Below are 17,097 nucleotides of genomic sequence, written 5' to 3'. Positions count from 1 at the left end.
GCAGGGCGAGCCCCGGATGACAACGTCGATCAACCGGTCTTTTTCAGAACAGAGACGAAGAACCCGTCCGTGCCGGTCCGCCGCGGCGTCATCAGCCAGCCTTCCGGCGATTCCAGCGCGGCCGCGGCAAATTCCTCTGCCTTGTCCCAGAGCACGCTGGCGGTCTGCTCGGGCGGCACCAGCTTGAATTCCGGATGGCGGGCAACGAACGCCCTCACCTGCTCGCCGTTCTCCTCTGCCAGCACCGAGCACGTGATGTAGGCGATGCGGCCGCCCGGCTTGACCAGCGGCACGGCGCGATCGAGCACCGCGGCCTGGTCGCGCAGGCGGATCTCCAGCGCGCCCGGGCGCATGCGCCATTTGGCGTCGGGGTTGCGGCGCCAGGTTCCGGTTCCCGTGCATGGCGCGTCGATCACGACGAGGTCGGCGGAGGCGTGGATGTCGGCAAGCGTATCCGTCTCGCCCTTGGGTGTGCGGACATCGGCATTGTGGACGCCGGCGCGCGACAGCCGTTCGTGAATGGGCGCAAGTTGCCGCTTGTCGCTGTCGGTGGCGATCAGGCGGCCCTTGCCCTGCATCAGGGCGGCGAGCGCCAGCGTCTTGCCGCCTGCACCGGCACAGAGATCGATCACCTGCTCGCCGGGTTTTGCCGCGGTGAACTGGGCCGCCAGCTGCGATCCTTCATCCTGAACTTCAACTCCGCCCTTGATGAAATCCTCTTCGGCCTGGATGCCGGGATTACGCGCATCGGCCGAAAGCTCGATGCGCAGGCCCGTTGCCGACCAATGCGTCGGTTTCGCATGAAGATGAGCAAGCGCCTTCAGCACCTTGTCGCGATTGGACTTTAGCGTGTTGACGCGCAGGTCCAGCGGGGCCCGGCTGGCCATCGCTGCAGCTTCGGCGGCACGGTCCTCGCCAAAGACTTTTGCGAAATGCGGATCGAGCCATTCGGGATAGTCGCCGGCAACGGCCGCTGGCGCATCCTTGAGGGAGCGCTGGCTGAGCGCGGCCTGCTCGGCCCCGGTCAGCGGCGCCGGCGCAAAGCGGCTGCCGTCGAACAGCGCGGCCATGGTCGCCGTGTCCATGTTGCGCTCGAGACGGAGCATCCCGATCAGCCGGGCGCGCGCGGTGTCTGCGTCCATGAGCCAAGCGCTCGAGGCATAGCGGCGCAGCACGTCCCAGACCAGGCCGGCAATCGCGGCGCGGTCGCCGGACCCGGCAAAGCGGTGCGCGGTGCCCCACTCCTTCAGCGCCTTGGCGGCGGGCACGCGGTCTGTCTCGATGGTGTCGATCAGTTCGATGGCTGCGGACAGCCGGGCAGCGGGAGTCATGTGAATCTTTCAGATGAAATCCGACTCTTAACGGTCAGATCAGCAAGAGCATTTTCAGTGCGAAGTAGAGCCACATCGCGAGCAGCACCAGCACGCCGGCGAGCCAGATCGTTGAGCGGCGGCCGAGATCGTTGGAGGAGACGAACACGCCGGCATGGGCAAAGCGGGTCACCACGAACACCCAGGACATCAGCACGATGAAGAGATCGGCATGGCGGAGCGGCAGCGCCAGCGCGATCAGAACGTAGAACAGCACCGGCAGCTCGAACTGGTTGCGGTAGCAATTGGCGATTTGTGTGGCCCTCTTCGGCCAGTTCGGCTCGCCCAGCGCGATGTCGCGGATCTTGGTCTCGCCCGAAACCAGCGCCTTGCGGCGCCCAAACACCATGCCGATCAGGAGCGCGAAGGTCAGGCCCACCTGCACGAAGACGGGCAGCAGGACCATTTGGATGGACATCGGAACTTTCCCGTAAGGCGAAACGCCGCGGACGTCATTAGCCGCGACTTCTGACGCTGACAATCAGCGAGTTGAACCGGTGTTCCCGCTCCTGCGACCAACCACCGGTTGTTAAAGCAATTTTCCTCCTCTTTGGGGCCCCGAGGCGAGCAGCCGCCATGACCACCCTCTTCAGCCAGATCGCCGGCCTGATCGGCCCGCCTGCCGAATCCGCCGATGGCCAGCTCGGCATCCTGATGTCGGCGCTCTCGGGGATCGCGACGGCGCTGGCCGTCGCGCTGGCCATGACGGTGTATTTCCGCCTGAGCTACCGGAGCTGGCGCGACGTCGTCAGGCATGGCCTCGCCACGCTCGCCGCCGTCGTCTTGTTCGCCTTTGCCGCCTACGACATGCGCCACGCCGCGCTCGCCTATCTCGGCCTCAACCCGTCCAAGCCGGCGGTCGAATTCGAGATCCGCATGCCCGCGGAGACTCTGGCTGCGGCCTCCGACAGCCAGATCGAGTTGCACACCGACCGCAACCAGACGCTGGCGCTGGTCGACGGCGTCAGCGACCTCTCTGATGGACGCGCGGTGCTGCGCGGCGCGGTGGCGCTCAATCACCGCACCGCCGACCGCGTGCTGGTCGTGAACCTGCCGGGCAAAGGCATTTTCGAATTCCGCCTCCGCCTGCCCGCCGAGCCGCATCGCACCGAGCAGTTCGGCCCCTGGCATCTCGCCGACCGCATTGCATCGCTCGTGACGGGCGCGGTCGTGCCGCAGGACGCCTACACCATCCGCTATCGCGTGCTCTGACGTCATGGTCCGAACGAGATTTGCCGCCAGCGCGGCGCTGGGCCTCACCGCTCTCCTCTACTCCGCCCTGATGCTGCCTGCCATCGCGGCGCCAGCGGACATCGCGACCTGCGACCGACTCGCCGCACATCCCACCGATCCCGACAGGCCTGCCGATGTGAAAGGCCAGATCGAGATCGCCGATGCCGACATCCCCGTAGCGGTGAAGGCCTGCAAGGCGGCCGCGGCGGCACCCGACGCGCCGCGTCGCATCTGGATGGAGCTCGGCCGCGCCTATGAGTTCGCCCGGCAGCCGGCTGAGGCGGCCAATGCCTATCGCAAGGCGGCCGACGCCGGCAGCTCCTCGGCGATGGCCGGCCTCGGCGTGCTCCTGATCAACGGCAACGGCATCAGAAAGAACGTCGCCGAGGGACGGGCGCTGATCGAGAAAGCGGCGAATGCCGGCGATGTCGAAGGCATGATCAATCTCGGCGCGCTCTACGGCGCCGGTGTCGGCGTGAAGAGCGATTTCGCGATGGCGCGCAAATGGTACGCCAGGGCGGCGGAAGCGAATTCCGGCGAGGCCATGTATCAGCTGGGATTGATGACCCAGGACGGCGATGGCGGCCCGAAGGACGATGTCGCGGCCAAGGCGCTGTTCGAAAAAGCCGCCGCGCTCGATCACGCCGACGCATTGGAGCGGCTCGGCGCCTATGCCGAGTCCGGGCGGGCCGGCGAGAAGGATGCCAAGGCCGCGATCGCCTATTACAAGCGCGCTGCCGCGCTCGGCAATGAAGATGCCGGCAAGGCGCTGGAACGACTGCGTTGTCCGTTCGGGCTCAAAGGCCACGATGGCAAATCCGTCGGCCGGATTTGCTTTGACGGCGGCTAGATCCGTCATCGCCTGCTTCAAACATTGTCCGCTTTAAACTTTGTTTCATCGCCGCTTTTGCGCGCGTGTCATCGTTCCGACGCTTGGCGGCGTGATACTTTGCGCATGCCCGAATTTCGCCTCACGCAGATTTCCGACACGCATCTCGGCCGGCGCTTTCCCGGCCTGATCGCCAACTTCCAGGCGGTCAGTGAGCACATCAACGCTGACAGGCCGGATCTCGTCATCAACACCGGCGACGTCTCCTTCGACGGGCCCACGAGTCGCGATGATGTCGAGTTTGCAAAAGGCCTGCATGATGCCCTGCCCGTCGCCTGCCGCTATATCCCTGGCAATCACGACATCGGCGACAATCCGACTGCGATCGGGCCGGCACCGAAGCCGCCGGTTACGGAAGCGCACCGCCAGCAGTTTTGCGAGATCATGGGCGAGGACCATTGGTCGTTCGAAGCGGCCGGCTGGTACTTCATCGGCCTCAACACGCTGGTGATGAATTCGGTGCTTGCCTTCGAGGCCGAGCAATTCGACTGGCTGTCGCAGGAGGTTGCGCGCGTGAACGGCAAGCCCATCGCGCTGTTCGTGCACAAGCCGCTCTTCCTCAACCGGCCCGACGACCCCGAGACGCCGGAGACCTCGATCCGCTACGTGCCGCAGCCGGCGCGAGCGCGACTGATCGAGATGTTTGCCCCTGTCGATCTGCGCCTGATCGCCAGCGGTCACGTGCACCAGCGCCGTGATTTCACCTTTCGCCACACCCGCCATGTCTGGGCGCCTTCGGCTGGCTTCAAGATCAACGACCAGCGCCAGGACCGGATCGCGATCAAGGAGACCGGCCTCGTCGAGTATCGCTTCCGGCCCGACAGTCTTGAAGTCCGCCACGTCAGGGCGGCCGGCCAGGCTGACATTGATATCGAGGAGATCCTTGCGCAGATGGGCGGCGAGGATTAGGGCGCGTGCCGACAAATCGTCGGTGTCGTCGCCGATGATCCCGCGCTGACATTCTGGTGCTGCCATTTCCTGGCAGCATGACGTAGTATGCCTCATTCGAGGCTTACCAATGTCCCGCTCGCAACGACTGCTCGATCTGATCCAGATGCTGCGCCGGCATCGACGGCCGGTCGCGGGCGCCGTGCTCGCCGACGAGGTCGGCGTCTCGCTCCGCACGCTCTACCGCGACATCGAGACCTTGAAGGCGCAAGGTGCACATATCGACGGCGAGGCCGGCGTCGGCTACGTGCTGCGGCCCGGCTTCATGCTGCCGCCGCTGATGTTCAGCGAGGAGGAGATCGAGGCGCTGGTGCTCGGCTCGCGATGGGTGTCGGAACGCGCAGATCGGCCACTCGGCACCGCCGCCCGCAACGCGCTGGCCAAGATCGGAGCGGTGCTTCCGGACGATTTGCGCGACAGGCTCGATGCGGCGAGCCTGCTGATCGGCCCTGGGGAATTGGTTGCGGCCGGTGACACCGAACTCTCCTCGATCCGCGACGCGATCCGTGCGGAGTGCAAGCTGCAGATCGCCTACGCCGACGGCGAGGGACGTCCATCGCGGCGCACGATCTGGCCGTTCGCTCTCGCCTTCTTCGATCGCGTACGCGTCGTCGTCGCCTGGTGCGAACTTCGTGACGGCTATCGGCACTTCCGGACGGACCGCATCGCGACACTGAAAGCGACGGCCAAACGCTATCCGCGACGGCGCGCCACGCTGCTGAAGGAATGGCGCGCCTTGGAGGGCGTACCGGAACAGTGAGTGTGATACTGCTGACATAAATTGGCAGCATGCCGAGCTAAGGGTTTCTGCACCGCGCTCGCTACAGCGAGCGCTGAACAAGGAAACCTCATATGCCAGACTTCAGCTTCCTTTTGCTCCATGTCGAAAGCCCGGCCGCGAGCGCCAGGTTCTACAACGACCTGCTGGGCATCCCCATCATCGAGCAGTCGCCGACCTTCGCTATGCTGCCCTTGCGCGATGGCGTGATGCTCGGGTTGTGGTCGCGCGCCGCCGTCGAACCGAAGACTGCAGGGCAGCCTGGCAGCAGCGAAGTGGCATTCACGGTGGCGGACGCGGCGGCCGTGCAGGATACACACTCGGCCTGGAAAACGCGCGGACTTGCCATCGCCCAGGCGCCGACCCGCATGGACTTCGGCACGACCTTTGTCGCGCTGGATCCCGACGGTCATCGCTTGCGCGTGTTCGCGCCGGAGGCCGCATGAGCCCGAGGAGCTGGCTCGCCGTCGCATCAGCCGAGCACGTGCGCATCGCCCGGACTCAAGGCTTCCTGCAGGTCTGCCACGGCAAGGCGGCGCCGCTGCGCCGCTGCCACAAGGTGACCGCGTGGCATATTACTCACCGACCGAAACTTTTCGCGGCAATGACAGGCTGCAGACGTTCACCGCGATCGGAATCGTCATGGCGGGCGAGACTTATCAGGCCGATACCGGCGGTGGGTTTCGACCGTTCCGCCGGGACGTGCACTGGGCCGAGGCGCGAGAGGCGCCGATCCGCCCTCTCCTCAGTCAGCTTGGCTTCGCACGCCGGGGCAACAAGGCCTGGGGATATCAGCTCCGCTTCGGCCTCTTCGAGATCGCCGATACCGACATGCAGATCATCTCCAATGCGATGGGTGCCGTTCTCTGAGGGTGCTTGCGCGCCACCGGGAATGCCAGCCCAGCTGGCGGGCATTCCACCTTACCTTATTACCGTATTGCTCCAAATTTGGACGTAGACTGCTCGCTTTTGGCTAATGACAACGTTGTCATTTAGACATATCGTTCACTTCGGCGGTCAAGGGCCGCTGAGGGAGCGACGATGCAGTTTTTGTCCCCAAGGAAGCTCCAGAGGGATAGCCAGCGCCTGTCGACGACGACACGGGGCATTCCCCTGGTCGATGGCGTGGCCCTTGAGGACATCGGCAGCCAGCGCTGGTCGCCTTCGCGCGGGGATCTTGCGTTGCCCGCCCTCACCCTCGATGACGCAGCCTTTGCGGCCAATCGCGACCTCTTCCTGAGATGGTGCGCGAGTGCCGGCGTGGCCGTCGCGCCGCACGCCAAGACGCCGATGTCGCCGGAACTCGCCCGCTCGCTGCGCGCGGCCGGCGCCTGGGGCACGACGGTTGCCAACATCCAGCAGGCTGCGGTGCTGCTCGCGAGCGGCGAGCGGCGCCTGCTGCTCGCCAACGAGATCGGCGGACTCGCGGCCGGCCGGCGGCTCGGCGCGCTGCTCAGTGCCTATCCCGAGGTCGAGTTTCATGCCTTCGCGGATTCACCGGCGGCCGTCGCGGCACTCGCTGAAGCGGCGCGGATCGCAGAACGCCGTGAACTGTCCGTGCTGGTCGAGCTCGGTGCGGGCCGTGCCGGTGCGCGCGATCGTGCCGCAATCGAGGCGACCATCGCCGCCGTGCTTGCCGACGACCGGCTGGCGCTTGGCGGCGTTGCGACCTATGAGGGCGCAGCCGCAACAGCCGATGCGGAGGAGACGATGCGCGCCATCGCAGCGCTGCTGGAACGCACCATCGAGACGTTCACCATGGTGCGCGCCGCCGCCCCGCAGCGCCCGCTGATCATGAGTGCCGGCGGCTCCGCCTATTTCGATGTCGTCGCGCAGGCGCTCGCGCCGGTCGCCAAGGCCGACGGGAATGCCACGGTCCTCCTGCGCTCGGGCGCGCTGTTCTTTGCCGATCACGGCATCTATGCACGCGCCTTCGCGGAGATCGACAAGCGCGGCGGCCTGCTCATCGACGGCCTGCATCATTCCGCGGCAGAAGGCTTTCGTCCCGCACTGACGCTCTGGGCCGAGGTGCTGTCACGCCCGGAAACGAGCCTCGCGATTGCCGGCTTCGGCATGCGCGACGCCTCCTTCGATCAGGGACTGCCGGTGCCCTTGGGGGTCTTCCGCGACGGCGTCGAGCAGCAAGACCTTGCCGCCGCGCTGGCCGTGACGCGTCTCAACGACCAGCACGCGTTCATCTCCGTCGCACCCGATGCCGCGCTCGCTGTCGGTGACATCATCGCCCTCGGCATCTCGCATCCCTGCACCTGTCTCGACCGCTGGCGCGTGATCTTCGGCCTCGATGCCGCTGGCGTCGTGACGCGCGCCCTCCCCACCCGGTTCGGCTGAAGAGCGCTGCGATGAATTTCCTGCCGCTTTGGCGCTATCAGAACCAGCTCATCGACGGGGCCATCGTCACGCTGGAGTTGACGGTGATCGCGGCGATCGCGGGCCTCCTGATCGGCATTGCCGGCGCGGTCGCGCTGAAGGGCCGCATCGCGCCGCTGCGCTGGCTGGTGCGCGGCTACATCGAATTGTTCCGCAACACGCCGTCGTTGATCCAGATCTTCATCGTCTTCTTCGTGCTGCCGACCTTCGGGTTGAAGATACCGGCGTTCCAAGCCGCCTGCGTGGCGCTGTCGCTCTATTTCGGCGCCTATTCGGTCGAGATCATCCGCGCCGGCCTCGACTCCATCCCGCGCAACCAGGTCGAGGCCGGCCAGTGCCTCGGCCTGTCGGGCTGGCAGGTGTTTCGCCACATCGTGCTGCCGCCGGCACTGCGCAACGCCTACCCCGCCGTGACCAGCCAGTTCGTGCTGCTGCTGCTCGGCACCTCGCTGGCTTCGCAGGTCGCGACCGACGAGCTGTTCCACGTCGCCGGCTTCATCGAGAGCCGCACCTATCGCAGCTTCGAGGTCTATGCGGTGATCTGCGTGGTCTATTTCGCGATGGCGATGTCGTTCAAGGCACTGTTCGCCATCATCGGCGCGATGGCCTTCCGCTGGCCGCGGCGGCGCTGAGGGCAGGCGATGCGATCCTTTTCCCTCATCGATTTCATCTCGCTGGTCGAAGCCCTGCGCTGGACCGTCGCGCTGGTCGTGCTCGCGCTCGTCTTCGGTGCGCCGCTGGCGCTCGGCCTCGCCATGGGCCGCATCAGCCGCTTTGCCGGGCTACGCTGGACCATGGCGGGGTTGATCCAGACCATCCAGAGCGTGCCGCTGCTCGGCCTGTTGTTCTTCTTCTATTTCGGCATGCCGGTGTTTCTGGGCATCCAGGTGCCCGCGATCATCGCCGTCACCGTCGCCTACACGCTCTACACCGCCGCCTTCCTCGGCGAGATCTGGCGCGGCGGCCTCGAGGCCGTGAAGCAGGCGCAGTGGGAAGCCGGCGCCTGCCTCGGCCTCTCCGCCTGGCAGCAGTTCCGCCACATCATCGCGCCGCAGGCGCTGCGGCTGTCGCTGCCGCCGACCGTCGGCTTCCTGGTGCAGCTGATCAAGGGCACCTCGCTCGCCTCGATCCTCGGCTTCGTCGAGCTTGCCCGTGCCGGACAGGTGGTGAGCGCGGCGACGTTCCAGCCGCTGCTCACCTATGCGCTGGTCGCCGCGATCTATTTCGCGCTGTGCCTGCCGCTCACGCTCTGGTCCCGCTCTCTGGAGGCCCGCCTCGATGGCTCTCGTTGAAATCCGCGACGTGCACAAGACATTCGGCAAGACCGAGGTGCTCAAGGGCGTCTCGCTCGATGTCGAGGAAGGCGAGATCGTCACGATCATCGGCCGCTCCGGCTCGGGCAAGTCGACGCTGCTCCGCTGCATCAACGCGCTGGAGAGCGTCGATACCGGTGAGATCCACGTCGAGGGCGCGAGGGTCCACGCCAAAATGCCGGATCTGAAAAAGTTCCGTCAGCGCGTCGGCATCGTGTTCCAGGCCTTCAATCTGTTTCCGCATCTGAAGGTCGAGCGCAACATCACGCTGGCGCCGCTCCTCACCGGCCGCATCGACAAGGCCAAGGCCCGTGCGCTCGCCGAGGACGTGCTGACTCGCGTCGGCCTCGCCGACAAGATCGACGCCTGGCCGGAGCAGCTCTCCGGCGGCCAGCAGCAGCGCGTTGCCATCGCGCGGTGCCTGGCCATGGCGCCTCACCTGATGCTGTTCGACGAGGTGACGTCCGCACTCGATCCTGAATTGGTCGGCGAAGTGCTGAAGGTGATGGAGGCGATGGCCAAGCAAGGCATGACCATGATCCTCGTCACCCACGAGATGGGCTTTGCCCGCAACGTCGCCAACCGCATCGTCTTCATGCATCAGGGCCGCGTCTGGGAACAGGGCCCGCCGGCAAAACTGTTCGCCAATCCTGAGACCCCCGAGCTCGCCAGCTTCATCGCTTCCGCGAAATGATCGACCCGCCATCCGCCACCAGGAGACCGTCATGAGACAGTTGAAGTCCCTCTTTGCGATCGCAGCCACAGCGCTTGCCATCATTGCTGCGCCGAGCCTTGCTCACGCCGACAAGCTCCAGGACGTGCTCGGCTCCGGCAAGCTCCGCGTCGGCCTTCTGACCGATGCCGCGCCGTGGGGATTCAAGGACGACAAGGGCGAGATCGCCGGCCTCGATGCCGACCTCGCCAAACTGATCGCCGCCGACATGGGCGTGAAGCTCGAGCTGGTCCCGGTCACCGGCGCAGCACGCATTCCGAGCCTGCTCTCGGACAAGATCGACATTCTGATCGCAGGCCTCGGCGCCACGCCCGAGCGCGCCCAGCAGGTGATGTTCTCGCAGCCCTATGCGGTGGTCAACCTCGGCGTCTACGGCGCCAAGGCCATTCCCGCCGCGACCGGCAAGAAGCCGGACAATCTCGACGGCCGCAGCGTTGCCGTCGCCAAGGGCTCGACCCTCGACGTCTGGCTCACCGACAACGCGCCGAAGGTGAAGCTGGTCCGCTTCGAGGACACGCCGGCCGCGCTCGCCGCCTATCTCGCGGGCCAGGCCGATACGTTCGCCGAGAACAGCGCCATCGCGCTGAAGGTCCAGGACCAGAACCCGACCAAGGAGGTCGAGCTGAAATTCCTCATCCGCCAGTCGCCGGCCCATGTCGGCGTGCGCCAGGGCGAGCAGAACCTGCTCAACTGGATCAACACCGACATCTTCTTCAACAAGCTCAACGGCAAGCTCGGCGCGCTGCAATTGAAGTGGTTCAAGGAAGAGCAGACGCTACCGACGCTGTAAGCTCGCACACGGCTTCCGCGATCTGCGGGAGCCGCCTTTACTGGGAGAATTGAGATGATCAAACGTTACGTCGTAGGCTCGCGCATGAGCCAGGCCGTTGCCGCCGGCGGCATGGTGCACATCGCAGGCCAGGTCGCCGATGACCGCAAGGCCGGCATCGTGTCGCAGACCCAGCAGGTGCTCGCCAAGATTGACGCGCTGCTGAAGCAGGCCGGCTCCGATCGTTCGAAGCTGATCGCGGTCAACGTGTTCCTGCCGCACATCACCGATTTCGACACCATGAACTCGGTCTACGATGCCTGGATCGATCCGGCCAATCCGCCGGCGCGCGCCTGCGTCGAAGCCCGCCTCGCCGATCCCGATCTGCGCGTCGAGATGACCGCCGTCGCCTTGCTGTAAACCGAGGTGGGCCTTGGTTGAATCGATGCGCACCCGGAACTCAGATCACCTCTCCCGTAGGGAGAGGTCGGATCGCATCGAAAGATGCGATCCGGGTGAGGGGTTCAGGTCTCACCGAATACCGCGGCCCCTCACCCGGATTGCTCGGGACGATGCTTCGCATCGCCCGGCGCAATCCGACCTCTCCCCTCTGGGGAGAGGTGAACAGCGGAGCACCTTACCCTCTTCCAACCTTCGGCCGGCGTCGGCGACGACGCGGCCATGAGGCCCATCATGCATACCGGATTGTTTCACGACATCGACTTCGAGAAGGACCAGAAATGGTCGGGCCATCTCGGCATTCCCTTCTCGATCGATCGCTCGCCCTACTTCCAGCTCAAGATCCCGATCTTCCGGATCAAGAACGGCGCCGGGCCAAGGTTACTTCTGATGGCCGGCAATCATGGCGACGAATATGAGGGCGAGATCACGCTGACGCGGCTGTATCGCCGGCTCGATGCCAAGGCGATCAAGGGCGAGATCACCATTTTGCCCTTTGCCAATCTGCCGGCTGTGATGGCGGCGCGCCGCCGCTCGCCGCTCGACGAGGGCAATCTCAACCGTGCCTTTCCCGGTGATCCCGCGGGCACGCCGACATTTCGTCTGGCGCACTTTCTCGAGCACGAGCTGTTTCCACGGCACGACGTCGTCTTCGATATCCATTCGGGCGGCACCTCGATGGCGCACGTGCCCTGCGCGCTGATCGAGCGGCAAGGTCCGCCCGAGATGTTCGGTCACGCGCTGCGGCTGATGGAAGGCCTCGGCATGCCCTTCGCCTTCGTCGCCGAGAATGGCGCGACCGCGCCGACCTCGATGGCCGCTGCCGCGCGCGCCGGGGCGATCGGCCTATCAGGTGAATTCGGCGGCGGCGGCACCGTCACGCCGCAGACCATGGCGCTCACCGCGCGCGCCGTCGATCGCCTGCTGCTGGCGCTCGGCCTCGTCCAGGCGCCGGTGCTGGGGCCGCATGCGCCGGTCGAGCGCGCCACCGAACTCTTGGCGCTGCAAAGCCACGCGCAGGCGGTGTTCGCGACACGACGCGGCTGGTTCGAGCCCGCAGTCATGGTCGGCGCCCGCGTCGCGGCCGGCGACATCGCCGGCTGGTATCACGACTTCGAACGACCGGAGCTGCCGGAAGAGGTGCTGCGCTTCCCCGCCGACGGCATCGTGATCTCGCAGCGCCTGCACACCGACAGCCAGAGCGGCGACTGCCTGGTCCAGGTCGGCCGCGCGCTGTCGCGTGACGAGTTGCCGGCGCGCTGAACTTCGGAGACGATACCGACTTCGACCAACGCTCGGGAATCGATGACCGATACGGCAAAGCCAGGCTATGACGACGTCGTGCGCATTCCGGCGCCGCCCGGCCGCAGCAATGCGACCGGACGGCCGCCACGCATCGAGGAGGTCGCCGAGCGCGCGGGCGTCGCACCGATCACGGTGTCGCGGGCGCTGCGCCACCCCGACAAGGTGAACCAGACAACCCGCGAGCGCATCCTCGAAGTGATCGAGGCGACCGGCTACGCCTCGAACCCGCATGCGCGCGCGCTGCGCTCGGGACGGTCGAACGTGGTCGTCGCCTTCGTCTCGAACATCCTCAGCCAGCAGTTCGCCCTTGCGGTGCGCAGCTTTGCGCAGACGCTGGAGCCCGAGGGTTTCGAGGTGCTGGTCGGCCAGACCTCCTATTCCTATGCCAAGGAGGTCGCGATGATCCAGTCGCTGCGCGGCATCCGCCCCGCGGCGGTGATGTTCACCGGCGTCATCGAGCTCGAGGAGAACCGCACCGCACTGGCCGAGCTCGGCATTCCCGTGATCGAGACCTGGGCGTTTCCGCGCGATCCGATCGACATGCTGGTGGGCCTGCCCAATGCCGATGCCGGCGCCATGGCGGCGCGCAGGCTCGCTGAAGCGGGGCATCGCCGCGTCGCCTTCATCGGCCGCAGCAGCGGCCGCGGCGCGCTGCGTCGCGACGGTTTTCGCGCGGCGGCGGCACGGCTCGGGCTCACGATCGTGCACGAGATCCTGGTTGGCGAGGTCACGGGACTGGTCGACGGCCGGGCGGCGTTCACCACCCTGCTCGCGCGCGGCGGCGAGATCGACGCAGTGTTCTGCGCCAACGATCTGCTTGCGACCGGCGCGCTGATCGAAGCACGCGCCCGCGGACTTCAGGTGCCGCGCGATCTCGCCGTGCTCGGCTTCGGCGACAATGACGTGGCCGATCAGATCACGCCCGGCCTTACCACCATCTCGTTCGACGCAGCGGCGGTGGGACGTATCGCGGGCGAGCTGCTGCTGGCGCGGCTATCCGGCACGCCGCACGCCGAGCAGCGGCTGGCCGTCGATCTGTTCCTGATCGAACGCGGTAGCGTCTGAGCGCCTACGCGACGCTCTTGAGATCCTGCTGGATCGCAGCCAGCAAGGATTCCAGCGCAGCGCTGTTCACCGGCTTTGCTGCCGCGATCGCGGGCTGGATGCTGGCCGGCTGAACAACCTTCACCGGACGCTTCGGGAATGGCGGCGGAGGCATCAGCATCGCGGCTTGCGCGACATCGCCCTCCTCCTCAGCGTGCACGAACTTGCCATGGATGACGTCGTCGCGCCGGCCCATGACGAACATCGTCGTCCAATAGCCGGCGGCCAGGAGGATTACGCCGAAAACACTGATCTCTAACATCGCAACACCAAAAAATATGCGCGATGATTCAATGCCTTCGTCGGCCCGTCAATGAACCGACGGTCACACAAGCGGCTTTTGCCGACAGGTGTGGCCGTTCGGTGACTCTTTTTTAACCATCCAGCCCGCCAAAGCCGGTGGATTGCAGCCAAATCAGGCTTTGCAGCTAGGCCTTGTCTTGCCCGACCCGCACCAGCTGCTTGCCGAAATTGGCGCCCTTCAGGAGACCCATGAAGGCGCCGGGGGCGCTCTCGAGGCCCTCGGTGACGAACTCCTTGTACTTGACCTTGCCGTCGCGGACCCAGGTGGACATGTCGCGCAGGAAGTCGCCGTGGCGGCTGGCGAAGTCGGAGACGATGAAGCCGCGGAAGGTCAGCCGCTTGGTCAAGGTCGCGCGCATGATGCTGGCGGCCCATTTCGGCGCCTTGGCCTCGGTATCGTTGTAATGGGCGATGAGGCCGCAGACCGGCACGCGCGCGAACGGATTGAGCAGCGGGAACACCGCCTCGAACACGGCGCCGCCGACATTCTCGAAATAGATGTCGATGCCTTTCGGGCAGGCGTCCTTCAGCTTCGCGGCCAGATCGGGATCGCGGTGATCGATGCAGGCATCGAAGCCGAGCTCCTTCACCACGTAGTCGCACTTGTCCTTGCCGCCGGCGATGCCCACCGCGCGGGCCCCCTTGATCTTCGCGATCTGGCCGACCGCCGATCCCACCGCGCCTGAAGCGCCGGCGACGACAACGGTCTCGCCCTCCTGCGGCTTGCCGATGTCGAGCAGGCCCGTATACGCGGTCATGCCGGGCATGCCGAGCACGCCGATCGACGTCGAGATCGGCCCGAGTTTTGGATCGACCTTGATCAGGCCTTTGCCGCTGGAGATTGCGTGCGTCTGCCAGCCGGTGCGGGCGCGGACAATGTCGCCTTTGGCGAAATCCGCATTGTTGGAGGCCACGACCTCGCTGACCGCCTCGCCTTCCATCACGCCGCCGACCGGCACTGGCGCAGCATAGGACGGACCATCGCTCATGCGCCCGCGCATATAGGGATCGAGCGACAGCCAGATCGTGCGCAGCAGGACTTCGCCTGCACCGGGCGTCGGGACCGCGAATTCCTCCAGACGAAAATCGGACGACTTGGGTTCGCCGACGGGACGCGCGGCGAGAACGATGCGTTTTGCTTGGGACATAACTTCCTCCGGATTGTTATCGCCATGATTTAGGGGACCTGCCGCGGCGAAGCAAACGCCCCGTGGATTAAGGCTTTGGTCGCGATTGCGAACTAAAATTGCGCGGCCATTCCACGACCAAAGAGCCTATTCGGTGCCAGAGCTTTCCCTGCCGTCTGAACGTTCCTCCAACATCGGGACGAAAGGCGGCGTCAGCCTGCGCTGGCGTGTCCTGGCAGGCAATCTGATCACGAGCCTTCTGGCCGTCGCGTTCGCCGGCGCCGTCGCCTGGGGCGGATGGGGCGATCTGCGCAAGCGGGAGGCAGCCGCGCGCTCGCTGACCGCCTTCGAGCTCACCATGAAGGCGAGCAGCCTGGTTCCAACCGAACGGAGCGCCTGGTTCGCGGTGGCAACTCCGGTCGAGCCCGCCTCGCCCGAAAAGCTGGCAGCCCTCGACAAGACGATCGCCGGCACGGACGCCGCCATCGCAGCGGCCAAGGCGGCCATTGTCGCGGCGGAGCTGCCGACGAAGTCGATCGAAGCGGCCGAACGAGCGTTGCGCCAGCTTCGCAGTGCGGGCCGTCAGGCCGCGGTCCTGCCCAAGCCGCAACGCCCCGCCGACAGCCAGATCGCGATCGTGGATGGATTGGCAAGCTCCGTCGACGCCCTGACGGCAGCGACGAGCGAAGCCCTGATCAACCTGTCGCGCACCGGCAGCGACATCGAGAACCTGCTGCCTTCGGCGGCGCTGGCGCAGAGCGCGCAAAGCATGCGCACCGTCAATGGCGCGCGTGCCGCCGTGATCGGCCTGTTCGCCCGCAACCAGCCCTTGTCGGCCGCCCAGCGCATCGAGGTGACCGAATTGACCGGTCAGGTCGCGCTGATCTGGACGCAGATCGAGCAAGGCGTGCACAATGCCGGCGATGCGCCGGCGCTCGTGAGCGCTATCGACAAGGCGCGCGCCAAGCTGATGACCGAAGGCGAGCCGCGGATGCGCGAGATGGTCGCAGCAGCGCGCGAGGGTCGTCCGAGCCCAATGAGCGAGGCCGAGTGGCCGGCCTGGCTCGCGCCCGTCCTCAACAGCGTGCTGGGCTTGCGCGACGCCGCCCTCACCTTTGCCCATGAGGCCAACGACGCAGCGATCGCACAGGCACAGATGCGGCTGACCTGGTCGCTTGCGGCCCTGCTGGTCGTGCTGATCGCCTCGGTCGTCGTCGTCATCGCCGTGATGCGCCAAGTGATCGGCCCGCTGGTGCGGCTGACCGGAGCAACCCTGCAGCTTGCCGACGGCGAGCTCGACGTTGCCATCCCCGACGGGCATCGCAAGGACGAGATCGGCACCATGGCCGGCGCGCTCCAGATCTTCAAGGACGCGCTGGTGGCGAAAAAGCTCGCCGACCAGGATGCCGCCCGGAACGCCGAAGCGCAGATCGAGCGCGGCCGCCGCGTCGAGGTCATCACGCGCGATTTCGAGGCCGCGATCGGCGAGATCGTCAGCACGGTGTCGTCGGCGGCAACCAGGCTCGAAGGTTCGGCCGGCACCTTGAACACGACCGCCGATCGCTCGCGGACGCTGACGACGGCGGTCGCGGCAGCCTCCGAGGAGGCATCCGCCAACGTGCAGTCGGTCGCATCCGCGACCGAGGAGCTGACGTCGTCAGTCAATGAGATCAGCCGGCAGGTCCAGGAATCCGCACGCGTGGCCGGCGACGCCGTCGAGCAGGCCCGCCGCACCAACGACCGGGTCGGAGAGTTGTCGCAGGCGGCAAGCCGGATCGGCGACGTCATCGAGCTCATCAACTCGATCGCGGGCCAGACCAATTTGCTGGCGCTGAATGCAACCATCGAGGCCGCGCGTGCCGGCGAGGCCGGTCGCGGCTTCGCCGTGGTGGCTTCGGAAGTGAAGGCATTGGCGCAGCAGACCGCAAAGGCGACCGAGGAAATCCAGCAGCAGATCGGCGGAGTCCAGAACGCGACGCAGGAATCCGTCGGCGCCATCAGGGCGATCGGCGAGACGATCGAGCGACTGTCGGAAATTTCCTCGACGATTGCCGCGGCGGTCGAGGAACAGGGCGCAGCCACGCAGGAGATCGCACGCAACGTGCAGCAGGCTGCGCACGGCACCCAGCAGGTCTCCGCCAACATCAGCGACGTCCAGCAGGGTGCCAGCGAGACCGGCTCGGCCTCATCCGAGGTGCTGAGCGCCGCCCAATTGCTGGCGTCGGATTCGAGCCGCCTCCAGCGCGAGGTCGGAAAATTCCTCGAGGCCGTGCGCGCGGCCTAGGGCCGCGCGAGGCCAGCCCCACCTTCCCGAAAATTTTAAGCGACGGATTAAGTCCGTGATCAGCCCACCAGTCTAGGCTGCATCGAGACGATCG

18 protein-coding genes and 1 pseudogene are annotated in these 17,097 nt (G+C 66.2%); 15 read left to right on the top strand and 4 right to left on the bottom strand.

Features of this window, described 5'->3' with window-relative positions; genetic code table 11:
• Positions 1-29 precede the first annotated feature (29 nt).
• Both HYH08_RS01395 and HYH08_RS01390 read right to left on the bottom strand, forming a co-directional pair.
• Positions 30-1,331: an RsmB/NOP family class I SAM-dependent RNA methyltransferase gene (locus tag HYH08_RS01395; RefSeq protein ID WP_220007946.1), complete on the bottom strand. Its 1,302-nt coding sequence runs from the start codon at positions 1,329-1,331 to the stop codon at positions 30-32.
• Between the two features lie 34 nt (positions 1,332-1,365).
• On the bottom strand, positions 1,366-1,788 hold the full coding sequence (locus HYH08_RS01390; protein ID WP_220007945.1) for an MAPEG family protein: 423 nt from the start codon (positions 1,786-1,788) through the stop codon (positions 1,366-1,368).
• 158 nt (positions 1,789-1,946) lie between these two features.
• Between HYH08_RS01390 and HYH08_RS01385 the strand changes: the two genes are divergently transcribed.
• The 14 genes and pseudogenes from HYH08_RS01385 to HYH08_RS01320 all read left to right on the top strand — a co-directional run bounded on the left by HYH08_RS01385 (position 1,947) and on the right by HYH08_RS01320 (position 13,250).
• Positions 1,947-2,582, top strand: a complete 636-nt coding sequence (locus tag HYH08_RS01385; protein WP_220007944.1) for an acriflavin resistance protein — start codon at positions 1,947-1,949, stop codon at positions 2,580-2,582.
• A 4-nt stretch (positions 2,583-2,586) separates the two neighbouring features.
• On the top strand, positions 2,587-3,453 hold the full coding sequence (locus tag HYH08_RS01380; RefSeq protein WP_220007943.1) for a tetratricopeptide repeat protein: 867 nt from the start codon (positions 2,587-2,589) through the stop codon (positions 3,451-3,453).
• Positions 3,454-3,558: 105 nt separating this feature from the next.
• Positions 3,559-4,401, top strand: a complete 843-nt coding sequence (locus HYH08_RS01375) for a metallophosphoesterase family protein (RefSeq protein ID WP_220007942.1) — start codon at positions 3,559-3,561, stop codon at positions 4,399-4,401.
• A 109-nt stretch (positions 4,402-4,510) separates the two neighbouring features.
• Positions 4,511-5,200, top strand: a complete 690-nt coding sequence (locus HYH08_RS01370) for a helix-turn-helix transcriptional regulator (protein ID WP_220007941.1) — start codon at positions 4,511-4,513, stop codon at positions 5,198-5,200.
• Between the two features lie 92 nt (positions 5,201-5,292).
• Positions 5,293-5,664, top strand: coding sequence for a VOC family protein (locus tag HYH08_RS01365; protein ID WP_220007940.1), 372 nt, complete (start codon positions 5,293-5,295; stop codon positions 5,662-5,664).
• Positions 5,661-6,088 (top strand): annotated as a pseudogene (locus HYH08_RS01360) (EVE domain-containing protein). The gene HYH08_RS01365 and the pseudogene HYH08_RS01360 overlap by 4 nt, the downstream one beginning before the upstream one ends.
• 171 nt (positions 6,089-6,259) lie before the next feature.
• Positions 6,260-7,567: a type III PLP-dependent enzyme domain-containing protein gene (locus HYH08_RS01355; protein WP_220007939.1), complete on the top strand. Its 1,308-nt coding sequence runs from the start codon at positions 6,260-6,262 to the stop codon at positions 7,565-7,567.
• Positions 7,568-7,578: 11 nt separating this feature from the next.
• A complete protein-coding gene (locus HYH08_RS01350) occupies positions 7,579-8,238 on the top strand; it encodes an amino acid ABC transporter permease (RefSeq protein ID WP_220007938.1) in 660 nt (219 codons plus the stop codon).
• 9 nt (positions 8,239-8,247) lie between these two features.
• Positions 8,248-8,898, top strand: coding sequence for an amino acid ABC transporter permease (locus HYH08_RS01345; protein WP_220007937.1), 651 nt, complete (start codon positions 8,248-8,250; stop codon positions 8,896-8,898).
• A complete protein-coding gene (locus HYH08_RS01340) occupies positions 8,885-9,613 on the top strand; it encodes an amino acid ABC transporter ATP-binding protein (RefSeq protein WP_220007936.1) in 729 nt (242 codons plus the stop codon). The genes HYH08_RS01345 and HYH08_RS01340 overlap by 14 nt, the downstream gene beginning before the upstream one ends.
• Positions 9,614-9,644: 31 nt before the next feature.
• The gene (locus tag HYH08_RS01335; protein ID WP_220007935.1) at positions 9,645-10,442 is read left to right on the top strand and encodes a transporter substrate-binding domain-containing protein; all 798 of its coding nucleotides are present in this window, start codon (positions 9,645-9,647) and stop codon (positions 10,440-10,442) included.
• Between the two features lie 54 nt (positions 10,443-10,496).
• Positions 10,497-10,841 (top strand): RidA family protein, encoded by a 345-nt coding sequence (locus HYH08_RS01330; RefSeq protein WP_220007934.1) that lies wholly within the window; start codon positions 10,497-10,499, stop codon positions 10,839-10,841.
• A gap of 273 nt (positions 10,842-11,114) precedes the next feature.
• Positions 11,115-12,143, top strand: coding sequence for a succinylglutamate desuccinylase/aspartoacylase family protein (locus HYH08_RS01325; protein WP_220008334.1), 1,029 nt, complete (start codon positions 11,115-11,117; stop codon positions 12,141-12,143).
• A 42-nt stretch (positions 12,144-12,185) separates the two neighbouring features.
• Positions 12,186-13,250 (top strand): LacI family DNA-binding transcriptional regulator, encoded by a 1,065-nt coding sequence (locus HYH08_RS01320; protein ID WP_220007933.1) that lies wholly within the window; start codon positions 12,186-12,188, stop codon positions 13,248-13,250.
• Positions 13,251-13,254: 4 nt separating this feature from the next.
• Here HYH08_RS01320 and HYH08_RS01315 read toward each other — a convergent pair whose 3' ends face one another.
• Both HYH08_RS01315 and curA read right to left on the bottom strand, forming a co-directional pair.
• Complete coding sequence (locus HYH08_RS01315) at positions 13,255-13,551, bottom strand: hypothetical protein (RefSeq protein WP_220007932.1); 297 nt, start codon at positions 13,549-13,551, stop codon at positions 13,255-13,257.
• A 166-nt stretch (positions 13,552-13,717) separates the two neighbouring features.
• The gene (gene curA / locus HYH08_RS01310) at positions 13,718-14,740 is read right to left on the bottom strand and encodes an NADPH-dependent curcumin/dihydrocurcumin reductase (RefSeq protein ID WP_220007931.1); all 1,023 of its coding nucleotides are present in this window, start codon (positions 14,738-14,740) and stop codon (positions 13,718-13,720) included.
• A gap of 133 nt (positions 14,741-14,873) precedes the next feature.
• Between curA and HYH08_RS01305 the strand changes: the two genes are divergently transcribed.
• Complete coding sequence (locus HYH08_RS01305) at positions 14,874-17,003, top strand: methyl-accepting chemotaxis protein (protein ID WP_349631389.1); 2,130 nt, start codon at positions 14,874-14,876, stop codon at positions 17,001-17,003.
• Positions 17,004-17,097 lie beyond the last annotated feature (94 nt).

The organism is Bradyrhizobium sp. BR 10289, from assembly GCF_019455385.1.
Classification (GTDB): Bacteria; Pseudomonadota; Alphaproteobacteria; order Rhizobiales; family Xanthobacteraceae; genus Bradyrhizobium.
The sequence above is the reverse complement of the archived record's forward strand: the minus strand, read 5'-3'. Positions and strand labels throughout refer to the sequence as shown.

Bases quoted from the DNA above. Each gene is read 5' to 3' on its own strand.
- HYH08_RS01395 (WP_220007946.1), bottom strand. From the start codon at position 1,331: ATGACTCCCGCTGCCCGGCTGTCCGCAGCCATCGAACTGATCGACACC.
- HYH08_RS01390 (WP_220007945.1), bottom strand. From the start codon at position 1,788: ATGTCCATCCAAATGGTCCTGCTGCCCGTCTTCGTGCAGGTGGGCCTG.
- HYH08_RS01385 (WP_220007944.1), top strand. From the start codon at position 1,947: ATGACCACCCTCTTCAGCCAGATCGCCGGCCTGATCGGCCCGCCTGCC.
- HYH08_RS01380 (WP_220007943.1), top strand. From the start codon at position 2,587: ATGGTCCGAACGAGATTTGCCGCCAGCGCGGCGCTGGGCCTCACCGCT.
- HYH08_RS01375 (WP_220007942.1), top strand. From the start codon at position 3,559: ATGCCCGAATTTCGCCTCACGCAGATTTCCGACACGCATCTCGGCCGG.
- HYH08_RS01370 (WP_220007941.1), top strand. From the start codon at position 4,511: ATGTCCCGCTCGCAACGACTGCTCGATCTGATCCAGATGCTGCGCCGG.
- HYH08_RS01365 (WP_220007940.1), top strand. From the start codon at position 5,293: ATGCCAGACTTCAGCTTCCTTTTGCTCCATGTCGAAAGCCCGGCCGCG.
- HYH08_RS01355 (WP_220007939.1), top strand. From the start codon at position 6,260: ATGCAGTTTTTGTCCCCAAGGAAGCTCCAGAGGGATAGCCAGCGCCTG.
- HYH08_RS01350 (WP_220007938.1), top strand. From the start codon at position 7,579: ATGAATTTCCTGCCGCTTTGGCGCTATCAGAACCAGCTCATCGACGGG.
- HYH08_RS01345 (WP_220007937.1), top strand. From the start codon at position 8,248: ATGCGATCCTTTTCCCTCATCGATTTCATCTCGCTGGTCGAAGCCCTG.
- HYH08_RS01340 (WP_220007936.1), top strand. From the start codon at position 8,885: ATGGCTCTCGTTGAAATCCGCGACGTGCACAAGACATTCGGCAAGACC.
- HYH08_RS01335 (WP_220007935.1), top strand. From the start codon at position 9,645: ATGAGACAGTTGAAGTCCCTCTTTGCGATCGCAGCCACAGCGCTTGCC.
- HYH08_RS01330 (WP_220007934.1), top strand. From the start codon at position 10,497: ATGATCAAACGTTACGTCGTAGGCTCGCGCATGAGCCAGGCCGTTGCC.
- HYH08_RS01325 (WP_220008334.1), top strand. From the start codon at position 11,115: ATGCATACCGGATTGTTTCACGACATCGACTTCGAGAAGGACCAGAAA.
- HYH08_RS01320 (WP_220007933.1), top strand. From the start codon at position 12,186: ATGACCGATACGGCAAAGCCAGGCTATGACGACGTCGTGCGCATTCCG.
- HYH08_RS01315 (WP_220007932.1), bottom strand. From the start codon at position 13,551: ATGTTAGAGATCAGTGTTTTCGGCGTAATCCTCCTGGCCGCCGGCTAT.
- curA (WP_220007931.1), bottom strand. From the start codon at position 14,740: ATGTCCCAAGCAAAACGCATCGTTCTCGCCGCGCGTCCCGTCGGCGAA.